At 67.6% G+C, this 17,139-nt stretch carries 20 protein-coding genes and 1 riboswitch; of the genes, 11 read left to right on the forward strand and 9 right to left on the reverse strand.

What is annotated here, in order from left to right:
• Window positions 1-28 precede the first annotated feature (28 nt).
• The 5 genes from D3880_RS02975 to D3880_RS02995 form a co-directional block, all read right to left on the reverse strand.
• Window positions 29-694 carry an OmpW/AlkL family protein gene (locus D3880_RS02975; RefSeq protein WP_119892039.1) on the reverse strand — a complete coding sequence of 222 codons (666 nt, stop codon included), beginning with the start codon at window positions 692-694 and terminating at the stop codon, window positions 29-31.
• Between the two features lie 138 nt (window positions 695-832).
• Window positions 833-1,351 (reverse strand): DUF3299 domain-containing protein, encoded by a 519-nt coding sequence (locus D3880_RS02980; protein ID WP_119892040.1) that lies wholly within the window; start codon window positions 1,349-1,351, stop codon window positions 833-835.
• Between the two features lie 10 nt (window positions 1,352-1,361).
• Complete coding sequence (locus D3880_RS02985) at window positions 1,362-2,768, reverse strand: ABC transporter permease (protein WP_119892041.1); 1,407 nt, start codon at window positions 2,766-2,768, stop codon at window positions 1,362-1,364.
• A 2-nt stretch (window positions 2,769-2,770) separates the two neighbouring features.
• A complete protein-coding gene (locus D3880_RS02990; RefSeq protein ID WP_119892042.1) occupies window positions 2,771-3,478 on the reverse strand; it encodes an ABC transporter ATP-binding protein in 708 nt (235 codons plus the stop codon).
• 87 nt (window positions 3,479-3,565) lie between these two features.
• Window positions 3,566-4,147: a DUF2796 domain-containing protein gene (locus D3880_RS02995; RefSeq protein ID WP_119892043.1), complete on the reverse strand. Its 582-nt coding sequence runs from the start codon at window positions 4,145-4,147 to the stop codon at window positions 3,566-3,568.
• Between the two features lie 129 nt (window positions 4,148-4,276).
• Here D3880_RS02995 and D3880_RS03000 point away from each other — a divergent pair, with 129 nt between their 5' ends.
• Window positions 4,277-4,615 carry a hypothetical protein gene (locus D3880_RS03000; protein WP_119892044.1) on the forward strand — a complete coding sequence of 113 codons (339 nt, stop codon included), beginning with the start codon at window positions 4,277-4,279 and terminating at the stop codon, window positions 4,613-4,615.
• 57 nt (window positions 4,616-4,672) lie between these two features.
• On the opposite strand, the gene D3880_RS03005 is transcribed toward D3880_RS03000, so the two are convergent.
• From D3880_RS03005 to D3880_RS03015, 3 genes are all read right to left on the reverse strand, one after another.
• Window positions 4,673-5,542, reverse strand: coding sequence for a thioredoxin family protein (locus D3880_RS03005; RefSeq protein ID WP_119892045.1), 870 nt, complete (start codon window positions 5,540-5,542; stop codon window positions 4,673-4,675).
• A 151-nt stretch (window positions 5,543-5,693) separates the two neighbouring features.
• Complete coding sequence (locus D3880_RS03010) at window positions 5,694-6,350, reverse strand: class I SAM-dependent methyltransferase (protein ID WP_119892046.1); 657 nt, start codon at window positions 6,348-6,350, stop codon at window positions 5,694-5,696.
• The gene (locus D3880_RS03015; RefSeq protein ID WP_119892047.1) at window positions 6,347-6,784 is read right to left on the reverse strand and encodes a hypothetical protein; all 438 of its coding nucleotides are present in this window, start codon (window positions 6,782-6,784) and stop codon (window positions 6,347-6,349) included. The genes D3880_RS03010 and D3880_RS03015 overlap by 4 nt, the downstream gene beginning before the upstream one ends.
• Before the next feature lie 117 nt (window positions 6,785-6,901).
• Here D3880_RS03015 and nrdR point away from each other — a divergent pair, with 117 nt between their 5' ends.
• From nrdR to D3880_RS03065, 10 genes are all read left to right on the forward strand, one after another.
• Window positions 6,902-7,369, forward strand: a complete 468-nt coding sequence (gene nrdR / locus D3880_RS03020; RefSeq protein WP_119892048.1) for a transcriptional regulator NrdR — start codon at window positions 6,902-6,904, stop codon at window positions 7,367-7,369.
• A gap of 31 nt (window positions 7,370-7,400) precedes the next feature.
• Entirely contained in the window at window positions 7,401-8,492 is a 1,092-nt protein-coding gene (gene ribD, locus D3880_RS03025; protein ID WP_177412189.1) for a bifunctional diaminohydroxyphosphoribosylaminopyrimidine deaminase/5-amino-6-(5-phosphoribosylamino)uracil reductase RibD, read from the forward strand.
• 59 nt (window positions 8,493-8,551) lie between these two features.
• Window positions 8,552-8,702: riboswitch (FMN riboswitch) on the forward strand.
• Between the two features lie 118 nt (window positions 8,703-8,820).
• The gene (locus D3880_RS03030; protein ID WP_119892050.1) at window positions 8,821-9,483 is read left to right on the forward strand and encodes a riboflavin synthase; all 663 of its coding nucleotides are present in this window, start codon (window positions 8,821-8,823) and stop codon (window positions 9,481-9,483) included.
• Between the two features lie 16 nt (window positions 9,484-9,499).
• On the forward strand, window positions 9,500-10,594 hold the full coding sequence (ribBA, locus tag D3880_RS03035) for a bifunctional 3,4-dihydroxy-2-butanone-4-phosphate synthase/GTP cyclohydrolase II (protein WP_119892051.1): 1,095 nt from the start codon (window positions 9,500-9,502) through the stop codon (window positions 10,592-10,594).
• An 87-nt stretch (window positions 10,595-10,681) separates the two neighbouring features.
• Window positions 10,682-11,158 carry a 6,7-dimethyl-8-ribityllumazine synthase gene (gene ribH / locus D3880_RS03040; RefSeq protein ID WP_119892052.1) on the forward strand — a complete coding sequence of 159 codons (477 nt, stop codon included), beginning with the start codon at window positions 10,682-10,684 and terminating at the stop codon, window positions 11,156-11,158.
• Window positions 11,155-11,652 (forward strand): transcription antitermination factor NusB, encoded by a 498-nt coding sequence (nusB, locus tag D3880_RS03045; protein WP_119892053.1) that lies wholly within the window; start codon window positions 11,155-11,157, stop codon window positions 11,650-11,652. Before ribH ends, nusB begins: the two co-directional genes overlap by 4 nt.
• A gap of 70 nt (window positions 11,653-11,722) precedes the next feature.
• The gene (thiL, locus tag D3880_RS03050; protein WP_119892054.1) at window positions 11,723-12,682 is read left to right on the forward strand and encodes a thiamine-phosphate kinase; all 960 of its coding nucleotides are present in this window, start codon (window positions 11,723-11,725) and stop codon (window positions 12,680-12,682) included.
• Between the two features lie 443 nt (window positions 12,683-13,125).
• Window positions 13,126-13,638, forward strand: coding sequence for a phosphatidylglycerophosphatase A family protein (locus tag D3880_RS03055; protein WP_119892055.1), 513 nt, complete (start codon window positions 13,126-13,128; stop codon window positions 13,636-13,638).
• A 12-nt stretch (window positions 13,639-13,650) separates the two neighbouring features.
• Window positions 13,651-14,406, forward strand: a complete 756-nt coding sequence (locus D3880_RS03060; protein WP_119892056.1) for a type 2 periplasmic-binding domain-containing protein — start codon at window positions 13,651-13,653, stop codon at window positions 14,404-14,406.
• Entirely contained in the window at window positions 14,393-15,040 is a 648-nt protein-coding gene (locus D3880_RS03065; RefSeq protein WP_119892057.1) for a retropepsin-like aspartic protease family protein, read from the forward strand. The genes D3880_RS03060 and D3880_RS03065 overlap by 14 nt, the downstream gene beginning before the upstream one ends.
• An 83-nt stretch (window positions 15,041-15,123) precedes the next feature.
• Here the strand turns inward: D3880_RS03065 and D3880_RS03070 are convergent, their stop codons facing one another.
• Window positions 15,124-17,136, reverse strand: a complete 2,013-nt coding sequence (locus tag D3880_RS03070) for a hypothetical protein (protein ID WP_162934925.1) — start codon at window positions 17,134-17,136, stop codon at window positions 15,124-15,126.
• Between the last annotated feature and the right edge of the window lie 3 nt (window positions 17,137-17,139).

Here is a 17,139-nt window from a genome sequence, read left to right on the forward strand (position 1 = left end):
GCCGGCTTTTTCGTATGCGCGGATGGCTTTAGAACTTGTAGCCCAGGCCGACCATGTAGACCCAAGGGTCGACGTCCACATCGACGGTGACCCTGGTGGTCCCGGCGAAGGTGGTGGCCTCTTTGGTGTCGATATCGATATAGCGCACCTGGGCATTGAGCATGACCTTGTCGGTCAGCATGTAGTCCATGCCCAACTGGGCGGCGAGTCCCCAGGAGTCGTCCAGGTCCAGGCCGCGGAAGCCGGCGGCTTCGGCTTCGCTGCTGAGCTTGTCTTCGAAGAACCAGGTGTAGTTGATGCCCAGGCCGGCGTAAGGCTGGAAGGCCGAGGAGCGGTCCAGTGGGTAGTAGACCGCGCTCAGGGTCGGCGGCAGTTGCTTGACCTCGCCCAGTTTCAGGCCGCCCAGGCCCTTGGTGCCGATGTCGTGGCTGAACGGGGTGGCGGCCAGCAGTTCGATGCCGACGTGATCGGTGACCATGTAGGCGAAGTTCAGGCCCAGTTGGGTATCGCTGTCGAGGGTGGCGCCGGTGCCGGCTTGGGCGACGCCGCCGATTTTCACCTTGCCGCTGTCCTCATGGGGGTCGACGGTGATGGCGCCGGCGCGAACGATGATGTCACCCGCCTGGTGCGCCATGGCCAGCGGACTGGCCAGGGCAAGGGCTGTCAGCGAGGCGGTGACGAGAGACTTGTGCATGGGAACTCCTCAGCTTTAACAATTGGCTGAGGTCAATGTGCCGGAGGCGCGGCGGGCGGATATTGATCCAGCGCAACGCTGGATCGAATAGGCCTAGGTTGGTGCGTTATTGCGACTTAAAAGAATAAGGCGAATGCGCTACTCGGAAATTTCATAGGGATAGATCTTGCTCGCCGCCAGCTGGTAGCCGGCCTCGGCCAGCTCGCTGCTGCTCGCCTCGACCTGCAGCGGCCCCTCGACCCAGAACGGCTGGTACAGCGCGTCCATCTGCACGCCGAGTTCGCTGGTGACGTGGACGATCTGGTTCGACGGCGGTGGCGGCACATGGATGCAGGCGCCGAAGTAGGGCACCAGCAGGAAGTCGGTCACCCGGCCTTCCTCGCTGACGTCCAGCGGCACTATGTAGCCGGGGATCTTCACCTGCTGGCCATCCAGCGCCTTGACCACCGGCGCCGCCGGCGCTTGCTGCTTGGCCGCCGGCGCGGACTCGGCGGCCAGGGCGTCGGCCAGTTGCGCCAGATCATGGATCGGCGCCTGGGCCTGCGCTGCCGGCGGGGCGTCGGCCGGCACCAACTCGGACCAGCTCAGCTCGCGCGGCTCGGCCGCCCACAACGGGCTGCTCAGCAATAGGGTCAGGGCCAGCAGGCGGCGCAACATCGGGACTTCCTCACAGACGAATGGACAGGCCGTCGGCCAGCGACTGCCGGTAGGCGCGCCAGGCCGGCACGCCGCCCATCAACAGGGCGGCGGCCAGGATAGCGCCGAGCAGCGTCCACTCATAGCCACTGGGCAGCGCCAGCGGCAGATGCAGGCCGTAATGGCTCTGCACATGGCCCTGGGCCAGGGCGATGCCCAGGTACAGCAGGGCGAGGCCGAGCAGCACCCCGGCCAGCGCCAGGGCGAAGGCTTCCAGCACCAGCAGGCTGGCGATATGCCAAGGGCGCGCGCCGACCGAGCGAAGGATGGCCATCTCGCGGCGGCGTTCGTTGAGGCTGGTGAGGATCGCCGTGAGCATGCCGATCAGGCCGGTCAGCACGACGAACAGCGAGACCACGAACAGCGCCTGCTCGGCGGTGCCCATCAGGCTCCACAGTTCTTGCAGGGCCACGCCGGGGAGAATCGCCAGCAGCGGCTCGCCGCGATAGTCGTTGATCTCCCGTTGCACGGCGAAGGTGGCGATCTTGCTGTTGAGGCCGAGCAGCACGGCGGTGATCGCCTTCGGCGTCAGAACCTGTCCACAAGCTACTGCGCTTGGCGGTGCGGCGTTGAAAGCAGGCTCGGAATGCTCATTTACAGGCTCGTAAACTCCGCTTCCTCCTCTGCTTTCGCCTTGCCCCGCCTGCGCTCGTGACGCTTGTGGGCAGGCTCTTGCCAGTTGGCGCACCTGCTCGGCGCTGACCTTGCCGGCGCCGCGTGCCGGAACGCCGTTCTGCCAGTCGATGTGCAGCGCCTCCATGCCGCCCAGGCCGATGTGCAGGGTGCGGTCGACCGGGGTGCCGGTGCGGGCGAGGATGCCGACCACGCGGAACGGCTTGTCGTCGTGTTTGACCAGGCTGACCGTCGCCACGCCGTGGGCGAGGACGATCCGCTCGCCGAGCCGGTAGTGCAGCGCCGCGGCCACCTCGGCGCCGAGCACCACCTCGAACGGGTCGTCGGCGAAGGCCCGGCCTTGCGCCAGTTGCAGCTGTTGGCCACGCGCGTAGCGGTAGTGTTCGAAGTAGCTGGCGTCGGTGCCCATCACCCGGTAGCCGCGGTGCGAGTCGCCGAGGGAGATCGGGATCGCCCACTTCACCCGCGGACTGTGGGCGAAGTGCTCGAAGCTGTCCCAGCGGATGTTGTTGGTGGCGTTGCCGATGCGAAACACCGAGTACAGCAGCAGGTTCACCGAGCCGGAGCGCGCGCCGACGATCAGGTCGGTGCCGCTGATGGTGCTGGCGAAGCTCGCCCGCGCCTCGCTGCGCACCCGCTCGACGGCCAGCAGCAGGCACACCGACAGGGCGATGGCGAACATCGTCAGCAGGGCGGTGAAGCGGCGATTGTTCAGGCTCGCCAGGGCCAGACGCAGCAAATACATGCCTACACCTCCGCCGGGCGCGCGGCGCGATTGAGCTCGGCCAGCGACAGGTGGCGATCGAACAGCGGCGCCAGGCTCTGGTCGTGGCTGACGAACAGCAGGCTGGAGTCGGCTGCGCGGCATTCGGCGAACAGCAGTTGGAGGAACGCCTCGCGGGCGTCGGCGTCGAGGGCCGAGGTCGGTTCGTCGGCGATCACCAGTTCCGGCTGGCCGATCAGCGCGCGGGCGGCGGCGACGCGTTGCTGCTGGCCGATCGACAGGCTGTCGGCGCGCCGCTCCAGCAGCTCGGCGTTGAGCCCGAGGTGGGCGAGCAGGCTGGCGGCGGCCGCATCGACGCTGCCGTGGCGCTGCTTCGCCCGGCGGGCGCGCAGCTGGGAGAAATGACAGGGCAGCTCGACGTTGGCGCGCATCGAGAGGAACGGCAGCAGGTTGAACTGCTGGAAGATGTAGCCGGTGTGATCGGCGCGGAAGTGGTCGCGGGCGGCGGCGGATAGCGTGGTCAGTTGCTTGCCGAGCAGGCGGATACTGCCGCGTGCGGGCGTCTGCACGCCGCCGAGCAGGCCGAGCAGGGTGGTCTTGCCGCTGCCGCTGGGGCCCTTGAGGAACAGGGTTTCGCCGCTGCCCAGATGGAAGTGGGGGATGTCCAGGAGTTCGGGCTGACCGGGCCAGGCGAAGCCGAGGTCGCGGAGTTCAAGCAGGGTCGAGGTCATGGGGGCGCCGATTGGACGGTGAAGGGGGGCAGTCTACGTGGTCTCCCGGGCGCCGCGCTAAGGGGCAGCGCCTGCGCTGGACGGCCTTCAGAGCTGCAGGCGGCTGTTGCTCGGGGTCAACTCGGCGCCTTGCTGGCCGTTCGGGCCGATCAGCTGCACCTTGAGCTTTTGCGTGGCCGGGAAGGCCTTGAAGAATACGCCGAGGTCCAAACCTTCCAGGGCTTCTGGATGGCTGCAGCTGAGCTTGTACCCCGCATCGATATCGCTGTGTTCGGACTCGTGGGCCGCGGCGTGGTCATCATCGCCGTGTTCATGCTTCTCGGCAGGGCCGCCGAAGAGCGGGCTGCGCAGGTCTTTTGCGCTGACGCTGCAGCCGGCCGCGGCCGGCAGGCCGAACAGCGCCAGCGGTTGTTCCAGCTGCGCCCGGGCGGCGGCGACCCTGGCCTGGTCCTCTGCACTCGAGGCCGCGTGTTCGAAGCCGAGCAGATTCATCGCCGGGCTTTCCAGGGCGATCTCCAGGGCCTGAGCGTCCAGCGCCACGTTCAGCGTCGCGACGCCGTGTTCGTGGGCGCCGAGGCTGCCGTGCGCCTCGTGGTCTTCATGGTGATCAGCGTGCGCCGCGGCGAGTGGCAGCAAGGCGAAGGGCAGGGCGAGCAACAGGCGGCGCATGGACAACTCTCCGGTAGCGAAGGCTTGCAATTGATTGTTACGTTATAACAAGTTTTGGCGAATGGCTAGCCGCTTGGCGGCGACGATGCGGCGTGGGAGCATGCCGGCAATTGGCGGGAGGAGAGGATGATGCTGCGGATTCGCGGAACGATTGGCGCTTGGCCGGTGGACCTGAGCGTGGAATTGGGCGACGAGGACTGGGCGCGTCTGGCCGCGCATTGGGCGGCCGGAGCGCCAGTGCAGCCGCCGGAGCGCGCGACGCTGCCGTCAACCGATGGGCTCTGGGACAGCGCTCAGGCGTTGCTGCGGCAGGCCGGGCAGGTGGAGGGCACGGCCTTGCTCGCCGAGCTGCAAGCGCTGGCCGGCAATGCGGCCGCCGGCAAGCGCTTGCTGGTGCGTCTGCGCCACTCCCCGCAGGTGCAGGTGGAGAGCGGCGTGGAAACGCCGTTGTATCGCTGGATCGGCTGATGCTTTGCCGCGTAGGCTGGCGCTGAGCTGCGCGAAGCCCGACCTACGCAGCGGCGCTCAATAGATCGCCTGATACAGCTTGCGCCGATAGAGGGTGACCAGCGGATGGTCGCTGCCGAGCAGGTCGAACACCTGCAGCAGGGTCTTGTGCGGCAGGCCGTCGGCGTAGCCGCGGTTGCTGACGAACAGCTTGAGCAGGCCGTCCAGCGCCGCCTCGTATTGCTGGCGCGCCAGCTGCTGGATGCACAGCTGGTAGGCCGCTTCCTCATCCCCGGCGTTCTGTGCCAGGCGGCTCTTCAGCAGCGCCGCATCCGGCAGGTCGGCGGCCTGGCGCAGGAAGGTCAGCTGCGCGCGCGCCGCCGCCAGCGCCTGCTTGTGGGCGTCGCCCTTGACCGCATTGAGCACCGTATCGGCTTCGCCCAGTTCGCCGCGTTCGGCCAGGCAGCGGGCGTAGAGAATCAGCGCCGCGGGCTGGTCGCTGTTTTCCCCGAGCAGGGTCTGCAGCAGGCTTTCCGCCTCGCCGAAACGGCCTTCGGCGAACAGCGCCTGGGCGCTTTCCAGCGGATCGGCGGCGGCGGGCGGCGGCGCCTGCACATGCGGTTCGAGCATGGCGCGGATCGCCGACTCCGGCTGCGCGCCGGCGAAGCCGTCGACCGGCTGACCATCCTTGAACAGCACCACGGTGGGCAGGCTGCGGATACCGAAGCGGGCGACTATGTCCTGCTCGACGTCGCAGTTGACCTTGGCCAGCAACAGGCCGCCGCGGTAGCCCTCGGTGATCTGCGCCAGGAGCGGCATCAGCGCCTTGCACGGGGCGCACCAGTCGGCCCAGAAGTCCACCAGCACCGGCTGGTGGAAGGAGTTCTGGATCACCAGTTGGTCGAAGTAGGGGCTGCTGACATCGAAGATATGGGGGTTGTCGCTCATGGTCGGTCTCGGGTGGGCGCAATGCTGATGACTATAAATGTGGGCGCCGTTGCATGGAAACAAGCCCGATATCGGTAGCTTGGTGCTGAGCCTGCGAAGCCCAGCAGCGCGTGCCGATGGTCCGTTGGGCATCGCTGCGCTCAGCGCCAACCTACGCCCGCCGCGCGTGATACAGGCTGACGTGGCGGAACTCCGCCGGTTCGGCCAGATCCGGCCAGGTGCAGGCTTCGAGTATCGCCAGCCGCCGGTACAGCGGATGCTGGAAGTCGCGCACCCGCGAGTCGGCCACCAGCGCCTGGCGGCCGCGGCTGAGGAACTGGTCGAGCAGCGGCAGGTTGGCGCGGTCGTAGAGCACGTCGGCGACGATGATCAGGTCGTAGCGGTCTTCCTCGGCGAAGAAGTCCGCCGAATAGTTCAGGGTCACCCCGTTCAGCTCGGCGTTGGCGCGGCAGGCAGCGAGGGCCAGCGGGTCGAGGTCGCAGGCCACCACTTCCGCCGCCCCGGCCTTGGCCGCGGCGATCGCCGCCACCCCGGAGCCGGCGCCGAAGTCCAGCACGCGCTTGCCGCGCACCCACTGCGGCTGTTCGGCCAGCCAGCGCGCCAGCACCAGGCCGCTGGCCCAACAGAAGCTCCAGTAGGGCGGTTCCTCGAGGATGCGCCGGGTTTCCTCCGGGTTGAAGGCGCGGTCCATGTTGGCGGCGTCGATCAGCCACAGCTTGAGGTCGGTGCCGGGCAGGGTTTCGGCGCTCAGGCGGGCATCGCCGAGCAACTGGCCGAGGGCGTCTTGCAGGACTTGTGGCGCGTTCATGGGGCCGGCACCAGGTGCAGGGTGCCGAGGACCTGGCTGGTCGGCGCGACGATGCGTAGCGGCGGCAGGCGCCGGGTCAGGATGCCGGACTGGCTGGCGCGGCCGCGCAGTTCGACCCGTGCGCCCCGGGGAAAACTCTCGGGGTTGAAGCGCAGACGAAACGGCAACAGCGCGCCGGAACCCTGCAACTCGATGTTGGCCAGCAGGCGCTGCGGGCGGTCGCGTTCGTCGATCACCAGCAGCGCCAGCTCCACCGTGCTGTTGGCCGGCGCGCCGGCCAGGTTGCCGCTCAGCTCGCGCAGATGGGCCGGCAGCGGGACGACCATCGCCGTCTGCGGCTGTTGGCTCGGGGCCTGCTTCGGCGCCGGTGGTTCGGCGGCGCAGGCGGCGAGCAGGCCGGCCAGGGTGAGGAGCAGGAGAGGGCGCAACGGCATGGCAAGGGTTCCATCACGGCGACAGCGGTGGGCGCCTATATACCGTATAGCCAGCGGCTTGTCTTGCCATCGGGATGCGCTACCATGAGCCCTCCCGTTCTCTGTTGCCTGCCTCCTATGCACTGTCCCTTCTGCGCTGCCAATGACACCAAGGTGATCGACTCGCGCCTGGTCGCCGAAGGCGAGCAGGTGCGCCGCCGCCGCGAATGCCTGGCCTGCGGCGAGCGTTTCACCACCTTCGAGACCGCCGAGCTGGTGATGCCGCGCCTGATCAAGCAGGACGGCAGCCGCCAGCCGTTCGACGAAGACAAGCTGCGCGCCGGCATGCAGCGCGCGCTGGAAAAGCGCCCGGTGAGCATCGAGCGGCTGGATGCGGCGATCGCCCATATCAAGCAGCGGCTGCGCGCCACCGGCGAGCGCGAGATCAAGTCGCTGGTGCTCGGCGAGCTGGTGATGGCCGAGTTGCAGAAGCTCGACGAGGTCGCCTACATCCGCTTCGCCTCGGTGTACCGGCGGTTCCAGGACCTCAACGAGTTCCGCGAGGAGATCGACCGCCTCGCCCGCGAGCCGTCCAAGCATGAGTGATGGCGCGCAGGACCGGCTCGACGCGCACTGCATGAGCCGCGCCCTCGAATTGGCGCGCCAGGGCCTGTATTCCACCCATCCCAATCCGCGCGTCGGTTGCGTCATCGTTCGCGACGGGCAGATCGTCGGCGAAGGCTGGCATGTCCGTGCCGGCGAACCGCACGCCGAAGTCCATGCCCTGCGCCAGGCCGGCGAACGGGCGCGGGGCGCCACCGCCTACGTGACCCTCGAGCCCTGCAGCCACCACGGCCTCACCCCGCCGTGCGCCGAAGCGCTGGTGCAGGCCGGCGTGGCGCGGGTGGTGGCGGCCATGCAGGACCCCAACCCGCAAGTCGCCGGGCGCGGCCTGTTGCGCCTGGCCGCGGCCGGCATTGCGGTGCATAGCGGCGTGCTGGAGGGCGAGGCGCGGGCGCTGAACCCCGGCTTCATCAAACGCATGGAGCAGGGCCTGCCGTTCGTGCGGGTCAAGCTGGCGATGAGCCTGGACGGGCGCACGGCGATGGCCAGCGGCGAGAGCCAGTGGATCACCGGCCCAGCGGCGCGCGCCGCGGTGCAGCGCCTGCGTGCGCGCTCCAGCGTGGTGCTGAGCGGCGCCGACACCGTGCTGGCCGATGCTGCGCGGCTCACGGTGCGCGCCGAGGAGCTGGGTCTGAATGCCGAACAGACCGCCCTGGCCATGAGCCGTGCGCCGCTGCGCGTGCTGGTCGACGGCCGTCTGCGGGTGCCGCTGGAGGCGCCGTTCTATCAGGCCGGCGCGGCCCTGGTGGCGGCCTGCACGGCGGCGGGGCGCGAACGCTTCCGCGCCGCCGGCCATGAATTGCTGGCGCTGCCGGGCAGCAGCGGGCAGGTCGACCTGCACCGGCTGCTCGTCGAGCTGGCCGCGCGCGGCGCCAACGAGGTGCTGGTCGAGGCCGGGCCGCGGCTGGCCGGCGCGTTCGCCGCGCTCGGCCTGGTCGACGAGTATCAGCTGTTCGTCGCCGCCAAGTTCCTCGGCTCCAGCGCGCGGCCGCTGCTCGAGCTGCCGCTGACACGGATGGCCGAAGCGCCGGCACTGAAAATCGTCGAGATGCGTGCGGTCGGCGATGACTGGCGGATCATCGCCGTGCCCACGGCCGCGTCGTAGGTGGTGATGTGCCGCCTGGGCCTTTTGTGATAAAAAGCCCACTGTCACGCGAGTGACGATGACGTTCTCAGGGCGGGGTGCAATTCCCCACCGGCGGTAATGGTGCGCAATGCCCCTAGCCCGCGAGCGCTTCGCCGGCAACGGCGAAGGACAGCAGACCCGGTGTGATTCCGGGGCCGACGGTACAGTCCGGATAAAGAGAGAGCGGGATAGCCTCACGGGCCGCGCGCCGGTGCCTGATCCCTTTCGATCCCATGCCCTGTTTTGACCAAAACAGGAGTTTGCCCATGTTGTTCTGCACTACCCCGAACCGTGCGCGGGAGGACCTATGTTCACCGGCATAATCGAAGCCCTCGGTACTGTCCGCGCGCTCAGCCCGAAAGGCGGCGACGTGCGCGTCTATGTCGAAACCGGCAAGCTGGATCTTAGCGACGTCAAACTGGGCGACAGCATCGCCGTCAACGGCGTCTGCCTGACTGCCGTGGAGCTGCCCGGCGACGGCTTCTGGGCCGACGTCAGCCGCGAGACCCTGGCGCGCAGCGCCTTCGTCGACCTCAGGGCCGGCAGTAAGGTCAACCTGGAGAAGGCCCTGACCCCGAGCAGCCGTCTCGGCGGCCATCTGGTCAGCGGCCACGTCGATGGCGTCGGCGAGGTAATCACCCGTGCCGACAACGCCCGCGCGGTGCAATTCACCCTTCGCGCGCCGCGCGAGCTGGCCAAGTACATCGCCCTCAAGGGCTCGATCACCGTCGACGGCACCAGCCTGACGGTCAACGCGGTGAATGGCGCCGAGTTCGAGCTGACCATAGTGCCGCACACCTTGGCCGAGACCATCATGGTCGACTACCGCCCGGGGCGCCTGGTCAACCTCGAGGTCGACCTGCTGGCGCGCTACCTCGAACGTCTGCTGCTCGGCGACAAGGCGGCCGAGCCGCAAGCCAGCGGCATCAGCGCAAGTTTCCTGGCCGAACACGGCTATCTGAAGAACTGAATTAGGGGCTGCCCACATGGCACTCAACAGCATCGAAGAACTGATCGAAGACATCCGCCAGGGCAAGATGGTCATCCTCATGGATGACGAGGACCGCGAGAACGAAGGCGACCTGATCATGGCCGCCGAATGCGTGCAGGCCGAGCACATCAACTTCATGGCCCGCTTCGCCCGCGGTCTGATCTGCATGCCGATGACCCGCGAGCGCTGCGAAACCCTCAAGCTGCCGCTGATGGCGCCGCGCAACGGTTCCGGCTTCGGCACCAAGTTCACCGTCTCCATCGAGGCCGCCGAAGGCGTCACCACTGGCATCTCCGCCGCCGACCGCGCGCGCACCGTGCAGGCCGCCGCGGCGAAGAGCGCCAAGGCCGACGACATCGTCAGCCCCGGCCACATTTTCCCGCTGATGGCCCAGCCCGGCGGCGTGCTGGCGCGCGCCGGCCACACCGAAGCGGCCTGCGACCTGGCGCGCATGGGCGGCTTCGACCCCAGCGGGGTGATCTGCGAGATCATGAACGACGACGGCACCATGGCCCGGCGCCCCGAGCTGGAGGCCTTCGCCGCCGAGTACGGGATCAAGATCGGCACCATCGCCGACCTCATCCACTACCGGCTGATCCACGAGCGCACCGTCGAGCGCATCAGCGAACAGCCGCTGGACAGCGAACTCGGCCATTTCACCCTGGTCACCTATCGCGACGCGGTGGAGAACACTGTGCACATGGCCCTGACCCTCGGTCAGATCAGCCCCGACCAGCCGACCCTGGTGCGCGTACACAACGCCGACCCGCTCCGCGACCTGTTCATGGTCAAGCAGCCGGGGCGCTGGAGCCTGCGTGCGGCGATGGCCAAAGTGGCCGAAGCCGGTCGCGGCGTGGTGCTGTTGCTCGGCAACCCGCTGACCGGTCCCGAGCTGCTCGCCAGCCTGGATCGGCAGCTGGGCAGCGAGGGCAAGGTCACCAGCCCGGCGACCTACAGCACCGTCGGCGCCGGCTCGCAGATCCTCCGCGATCTCGGCGTGCGCAAGATGCGCCTGATGAGCTCGCCGATGAAGTTCAACGCGATATCCGGTTTCGACCTGGAAGTTGTAGAATACCTGCCTTCCGAATAAGGCCTGTGGCCGATGGGGCGCCAAGTTGCGCCCCGTCTTCTTTATTCTTTACTCCTTAAGACCTGCTCTTTACAGACGAGAACGCTCATGACCCTGAAGACCATCGAAGGTACTTTCATCGCTCCCAAAGGCCGCTATGCCCTGGTGGTCGGCCGCTTCAACAGCTTCGTGGTTGAGAGCCTGGTCAGCGGCGCGATCGACGCGCTGGTGCGCCACGGCGTGAGCGAGAGCGACATCACCCTGATCCGCGCGCCGGGTGCCTTCGAGATTCCGCTGGTGGCGCAGAAAATCGCCCAGCGCAGCGAGTTCGACGCCATCATCGCTCTCGGCGCGGTGATCCGCGGCGGTACCCCGCACTTCGAATACGTCGCCGGCGAATGCACCAAGGGCCTGGCCCAGGTGTCCATGGAGTTCGGCGTACCGGTGGCCTTCGGCGTGCTGACCGTCGACTCCATCGAGCAAGCCATCGAACGTTCCGGCACCAAGGCCGGCAACAAGGGCGCCGAAGCCGCGCTGTCGGCCCTGGAAATGGTCAGCCTGTTGGCGCAGCTGGAGGCCAAGTGATTAGCGACGATAACGACAGCTTCAACCCGCAGCCCGAGAAGCGCCCGAACGCGCCGACCGGCAAGCTCGCCGCGCGCCGCCAGGCGCGCAGCTTGGCGATGCAGGCGTTGTATCAGTGGCAGATGGCCGGCCAGTCGCTGAACGAGATCGAAGCGCAGTTTCGCGTCGACAACGATTTCACCCAGGTGGATGGCGCCTACTTCCGTGAGATCCTGCACGGCGTGCCGGCCAACAAGAGCGAGATCGACGATGCGATCCTGCCCTGCCTGGACCGCCCGCTGGAGGATCTCGATCCGGTCGAGCTGGCGATCCTGCGCCTGTCGACCTACGAGCTGCTCAAGCGCGTCGACGTGCCTTACCGCGTGGTGATCAACGAAGGCATCGAGCTGGCCAAGGTGTTCGGCGCCACCGACGGGCACAAGTTCGTCAACGGCGTGCTGGACAAGCTGGCGCCGCGCCTGCGCGACGCCGAAGTGCGCGGCGCCAAGCGCTAAAGGATGCCGCACGCGTCTCCTTTCCCGCTCTGCCGGCCCGTTCTCCGTGACCGGGAGAGGGGTGTAGCGCATGGGTGAGTTCGAACTGATCCGCCGCTTCTTCGCCGCCGCGCCCTGCGCGCAGACGGCGGCGGGCGTGGCCCTGGGCATCGGCGACGACTGCGCTTTGCTGCAGCTGGCCGCCGGCGAACAGCTGGCGGTGTCCACCGATACCCTGGTCGCCGGGGTGCATTTCCCCGATCCCTGTGATGCCTTCCTCCTCGGCCAGCGCGCCTTGGCCGTCGCCGCCAGCGACTTGGCGGCGATGGGCGCCGCGCCGTTGGCCTTCACCTTGGCGCTGACTTTGCCGGCGGCCGAAGCGGCCTGGCTCGAAGCCTTCGCCCGCGGCCTCGGGCAGATGGCGCACGGTTGCGGCCTGGCGTTGGTCGGCGGCGATACCACCCGCGGACCGCTGAGCCTGACCCTCACCGTGTTCGGCCGGCTGCCGGCCGGCCTGGCGTTGACCCGCAGCGGCGCGCGCGTCGGCGATCTGCTCTGCGTCGGCGGCTCGCTCGGCGATGCGGCCGGCGCCTTGGCGCTGGTGCTCGGTCAGCAACAGGTCGAGGAGGCGCTCGCCGCACCGCTGCTGGCGCGCTACTGGGCGCCGCAGCCGCAACTGGCGCTCGGTCAGTTGCTGCGCGGCAAGGCCACGGCGGCGCTGGATATTTCCGATGGCCTGCTGGCCGACTGCGGGCACATCGCCCGCGCCTCGGGCGTCGCCCTGCTGATCGAGCGCGAGCGCCTGCCGCTGTCGCCGGCGCTGCTCGCCATCTATGACCGCGAAGCGGCGCTGAATCATGCGCTGGCCGGTGGCGACGACTATCGTCTGGCGTTTACCCTGCCGGCGGCGCAGATGGCCGAACTGCAGGCCGCCTGGCCGGAGCTGACGGTGGTCGGCCGGGTGGAGCAGGGTGAGGGGGTGCAGTTGCTGGACGCCGGCGGTCGATCGCTCGACCTGCCCGAGACGGGCTATCAACATTTCCGGCCATAGCCGCTCGGAAGACTATGGTCCAAACGCGAGTGAAGCAGGCCGGCCTTGTAGGCGATGCCCGCGGCAAGATGACGGGTAGGCTGGGTTAGCCGCAGGCGTAACCCGCCAACCCTGCAGGACAACGGTGTTCATGGCCACACCGCGGGTGGGTTACGCCGCTACGCGGCTAACAGGCCGTTGAAAAACTACCTACGTTGCCGATACGGCGTTAAAAGCGGCCTCAAAATGCTCATTTACAACACGTAAACTGCGCTTTTCCGGTCGTTTGACTCGCTACGCTCGCCCTGCGGGCCAGCCTTCGGCTGTTACTCCGCTTCGCTGCGTTGCGCCTTGTCTCGGCTGCCTCGCCTACATTTTTCAACGGCCTGCTAACCCACTCTACAAAAGCCGTGCTACAAAAACCGTGCTCAAACTTAACAGGCCATAGCCTTCAGGAACGCCGCGTGCCCGAACATTCAGACCAAGCTCCCGCGCAACCCGTACCGCCGTCGGTATGGCGCAATCCTTGGCACTTCCTCGCCTTCGGTTTCGGCGCCGGCACCTTGCCGAAGGCGCCGGGCACCTGGGGCTCGCTGGTAGCGCTGCCGTTCATCCCGCTATGGCAGCAGCTGCCGGACTGGGGCTATTGGCTGATGCTTGGCCTGACCATGCTGTTCGGCTTCTGGCTGTGCGGCCGGGTCGCCGACGACCTGCGCGTGCACGACCACGAGGGCATCGTCTGGGACGAGATGGTCGGCATGTGGATCACCCTCTGGCTGGTGCCCGAAGGCTGGCAGTGGCTGTTGGCGGGCTTTCTGGTGTTCCGCATCTTGGATATCCTCAAGCCATGGCCGATCCGCTGGATCGACCGGCACGTGCATGGTGGCGTCGGCATCATGCTGGATGACGTCCTCGCCGGGGTGTTCGCCTGGCTGGTCATGCAACTGTTGGTGTGGGCCGTAGCGCTGGTGGGCTAGGAAGGAGTCTGTATGCGTGGCTGGATAGGGACATTGTTCTGCACGCTGGGTCTGCTCATGGCGGCGCAGGTGCAGGCACAGAGCGCGTTGCCGAGCGAGGTTCGTGTGGCCAGCGAGGTCTGGAGCCAATACACCGAGGCCGACGGCAGTGGCCTGGCGTGGGATGTGCTGCGCGCGGTGTTCGAACCGGCCGGGGTCAAGCTGCGCACCCGCAGCGTGCCCTATACCCGCTCGATCGGCCTGGTGCAGCGTGGCGCGGCGGATGCCTGGGTCGGCGCCTACCGCGATGAAATCGGCGGCGGGGTGGTCTATCCGCTCTGGCACTTCGACGCCGATCAGATCTACGCCCTCGGCCGGGTCGATCAGCCCGCGGTGAATCCGGACAATCTCGGTCGCTTCCGCCTGGTGTGGATGCGCGGCTACGGCTTCGACAAGTATCTGCCGAATTTGACCCACTTCGAGGAAATCCAGCGGCGCGACGGTATCCTGTCGATGCTCGATCGCAAGCATGCGGACTTCTACATCGATGCCCGCCCCGAGGTCGAGGAGGTGCTGAAGGGCGCCAAGGCCCCGTCCGCCTACCGGCTCACAGCGCTGACCCAGCTGCCGCTCTACCTCGGCTTCGCCGACACGCCGCAGGGGCGCGCGTTGGCCGCGCTGTTCGACCGGCGGATGGACGCGTTGGTGGCGGCCGGCAGCCTGCGGCCGATTTTTGCCCGTTGGCAGTATCCCTACCCATTCCAAGAGAAGTCCGATGCGTTGCCTTGATCTGATCTGTGCCGCCGTCCTGCTGGCCACTGCCGGTTCGCTCAACGCTGCGCCGCAGGTGCAGGTGGTCGGCCTGTTTCCCGGCGCGGCGGTGCTCAATGTCGATGGCCAGCGCAAGCTGGTGAAGGTCGGTCAGACCGGCCCCGGTGGGGTCCAGGTGATCAGTGCCGACAGCCGCGGCGCGGTGTTGCGGGTCGACGGCGTCGAGCGCAGCTATAGCCTCAGCCGTGAGTACGGCGAGGGCTTCGCGGTGCCGAGCAAGCAGCAGCTGAGCATCGCCAAGGGCATCGGCGGGCACTACTGGGTGGCCGGCTCGATCGACGGCCATCCGGTGCAGTTCCTGGTCGATACCGGCGCCACCTCGATTGCCCTCAACGAGGGGCAGGCGCGCATGCTCGGCCTGGACTTCCGGGTGCAGGGCCAGCCGCTGCAGGTCAGTACCGCCAGCGGCACGGCCAAGGCCTGGCGGGTCAAGCTCGACCGGGTCAAGGTCGGCACCCTGGAGTTGCTCGGCGTCGAGGCCATGGTGCTGGAGGGCGATTCGCCCAACGAGGCGCTGCTCGGCATGAGCTTCCTCAATCGCGTCGGCTGGCGCGAGGAGCAGGGCGTGTTGCTGCTGGAATCCAAGCACTGACGCGCGCGCCCCGTAGGGTGGGTTGAGCGCCGCGATACCCACGCGGGAGTCTGATCGATGGGTATCGCTGCGCTCAACCCATCCTACAAATAGCGGCTCCACAGCAGCTTGGCCTGGCTGCTCTGGCTGCCGTCTGAAGGTTCGCAGTCGGTCTGGCAGGTCTGCTCGCCACTGCCGCTCATGTCGGGGATAGCCCCCGGGTTGAAGCTCTGCGGCAGATTGCGCAGGTCGATCACCGTGTTGCCGGCGAACGTGTTGCTGCCGCCGCTGCCCTGTCCGGCGGCGGTGACATGTCCATGCACTGTGCTGTCGCCATCGGTCAGCAGCAGGTTGCCGGCGACCAAACTGCCGAAAGTCTCGCTGGCGGCGCCGAGCGCGATGTCGCCGCCGGAGAAACTGCTGTCGACATAGCCGCCGGCGAGCAGCGCGACGTTGCCCAGCGAGTTGGCGATCAGGCTTTGCGTGGCGGTGTCGCAGAAGTTGCTGGGAAACAGGTCGGCGAACAACAGGGTGCGGTTGAGCGGGTCTTGGTTGGCGCAGACCACCGGGTAGCCGGCGAAGTTGAGCGCCTGGCTGCGAAAGGACGCGGCGGTTTCGATATTTCCGGTGGCGATGAAGCCGTTGTAGAACATCGAGCCGTCGGTACTGCCACTGCCGAGCAGCAGGTTGCCGGCAAACCACATCACCCCCGGCGCCAGGCTGCGGCCCCGGACTCGCCAGGTGTTATCGGCATAGTCGAAGCAGCCGCTCTGCAGCGAGTCGCCCTGGCAGATGGTGCGGCTGTCGGTGGCCGCCACCGGCAGGGTGCAGAGACCGTCGACGCCGACTTCCTGGCACAGATAGTCATTGCGGTCGTTGTTCGGCGTCGGATAGCGGCCGAGGAAATAGACACCGCCGGGGATGCCGTTGACATTCCGGACCGTGACCTTCTTCTTGCCGCCCTCGATCTCGAATACGTAGTTGGCCAAGGCCTGCAGTTCGAAGGCGTCGACATTGGGCTTGGGCAGGGTGAAGGGCTGCAGCGGCGCCATCAGGACGATGCTGACGGGCACTGGCGCATTGATCTGGGCGGCGCTGGCGCAGCTGACGTTGCCGCTGGCATTGATAGTGCCGGCGCTGCCGCCGCTGCAGCTGACATTGGCCTGGCTGTTGACGGTGTTGGCCGCGCCGCCGCTGATGCGCACGTCGCCGACGGCATTGTTCTGGCCACTGCTGCCGCCATTCATTTCGATTCGCTGGCCGGCGGTCAGCTCGCCGTGGGGGGTGTCGCTCTGGGCGAAGATGCTGCCCAGAGCATTGACTACGCCGGTTTGCCCACCTTGCAGGCTGACATCGCCATTGGCGTTGATGAGGCCCTGGGTGCCTGAGCTGGTGATCGTGACATTCTCGACGGCCGAGGCCTTGAGGCTGGAGGCCGCGTTCTCGAGGAAGATGTCGGCGTTGGAGAACAGCTCCTCGATCAGGGTGTCGCCGCCGATGCGGATGTCATCGGTGGCCTGCAGGGTCTTGATGCCGGTGAGCGAGCCGTTGTTCAGGGTGACTTTGCCCTGAACGTTAATTTTCGCCCCATCGCCACCCTTGACGTCGATGCCGCCGCGTAGATCCAGGTCGTTGAAGCTGTTCAGCGCACCATCCCAGGGTTCGCGGGTGTTGGTTTGGCCAGGGTTCAGCGGGGTGATGGCGAACACCGCCTGGAGCGTCGTCGCGGCGCGCGCGGCGCTGTCCTCGTTGCGGATGTTGGCGGTGATCCGGTAGCTCGGGTCGCTGGCCCCGGGAGTGGGTGCCTGGTTGGCGACTATCTTGGCCAGCAGGGTGCGCTCGCCGATGCGCATATCGACCACGTCGTCCGCCAGCAGGGCGCCGAGCGCGCTGGCGTCGAGCTGCTCCAGGTAGCTGCGGAAGATTTCCACCCCGGCCCAGGCGCCGGCCTGGGCGTGGGTGCTGGCGTGCAGCGCCACCAGCTTCTCCTGGCTGCCGCGCACCGCGTGCATCACGCCGAGGGCGGTGACGGTCAGCGCCATGCCGGCCAGCAGGATGATCAGGATGGTGGCCATGCCGCGCTGGCGGGAGGGCAGCGGCTGGGATGTTTTCAGCATGCG

This window comes from Pseudomonas cavernae (assembly GCF_003595175.1).
GTDB lineage: Bacteria > Pseudomonadota > Gammaproteobacteria > Pseudomonadales > Pseudomonadaceae > Aquipseudomonas > Aquipseudomonas cavernae.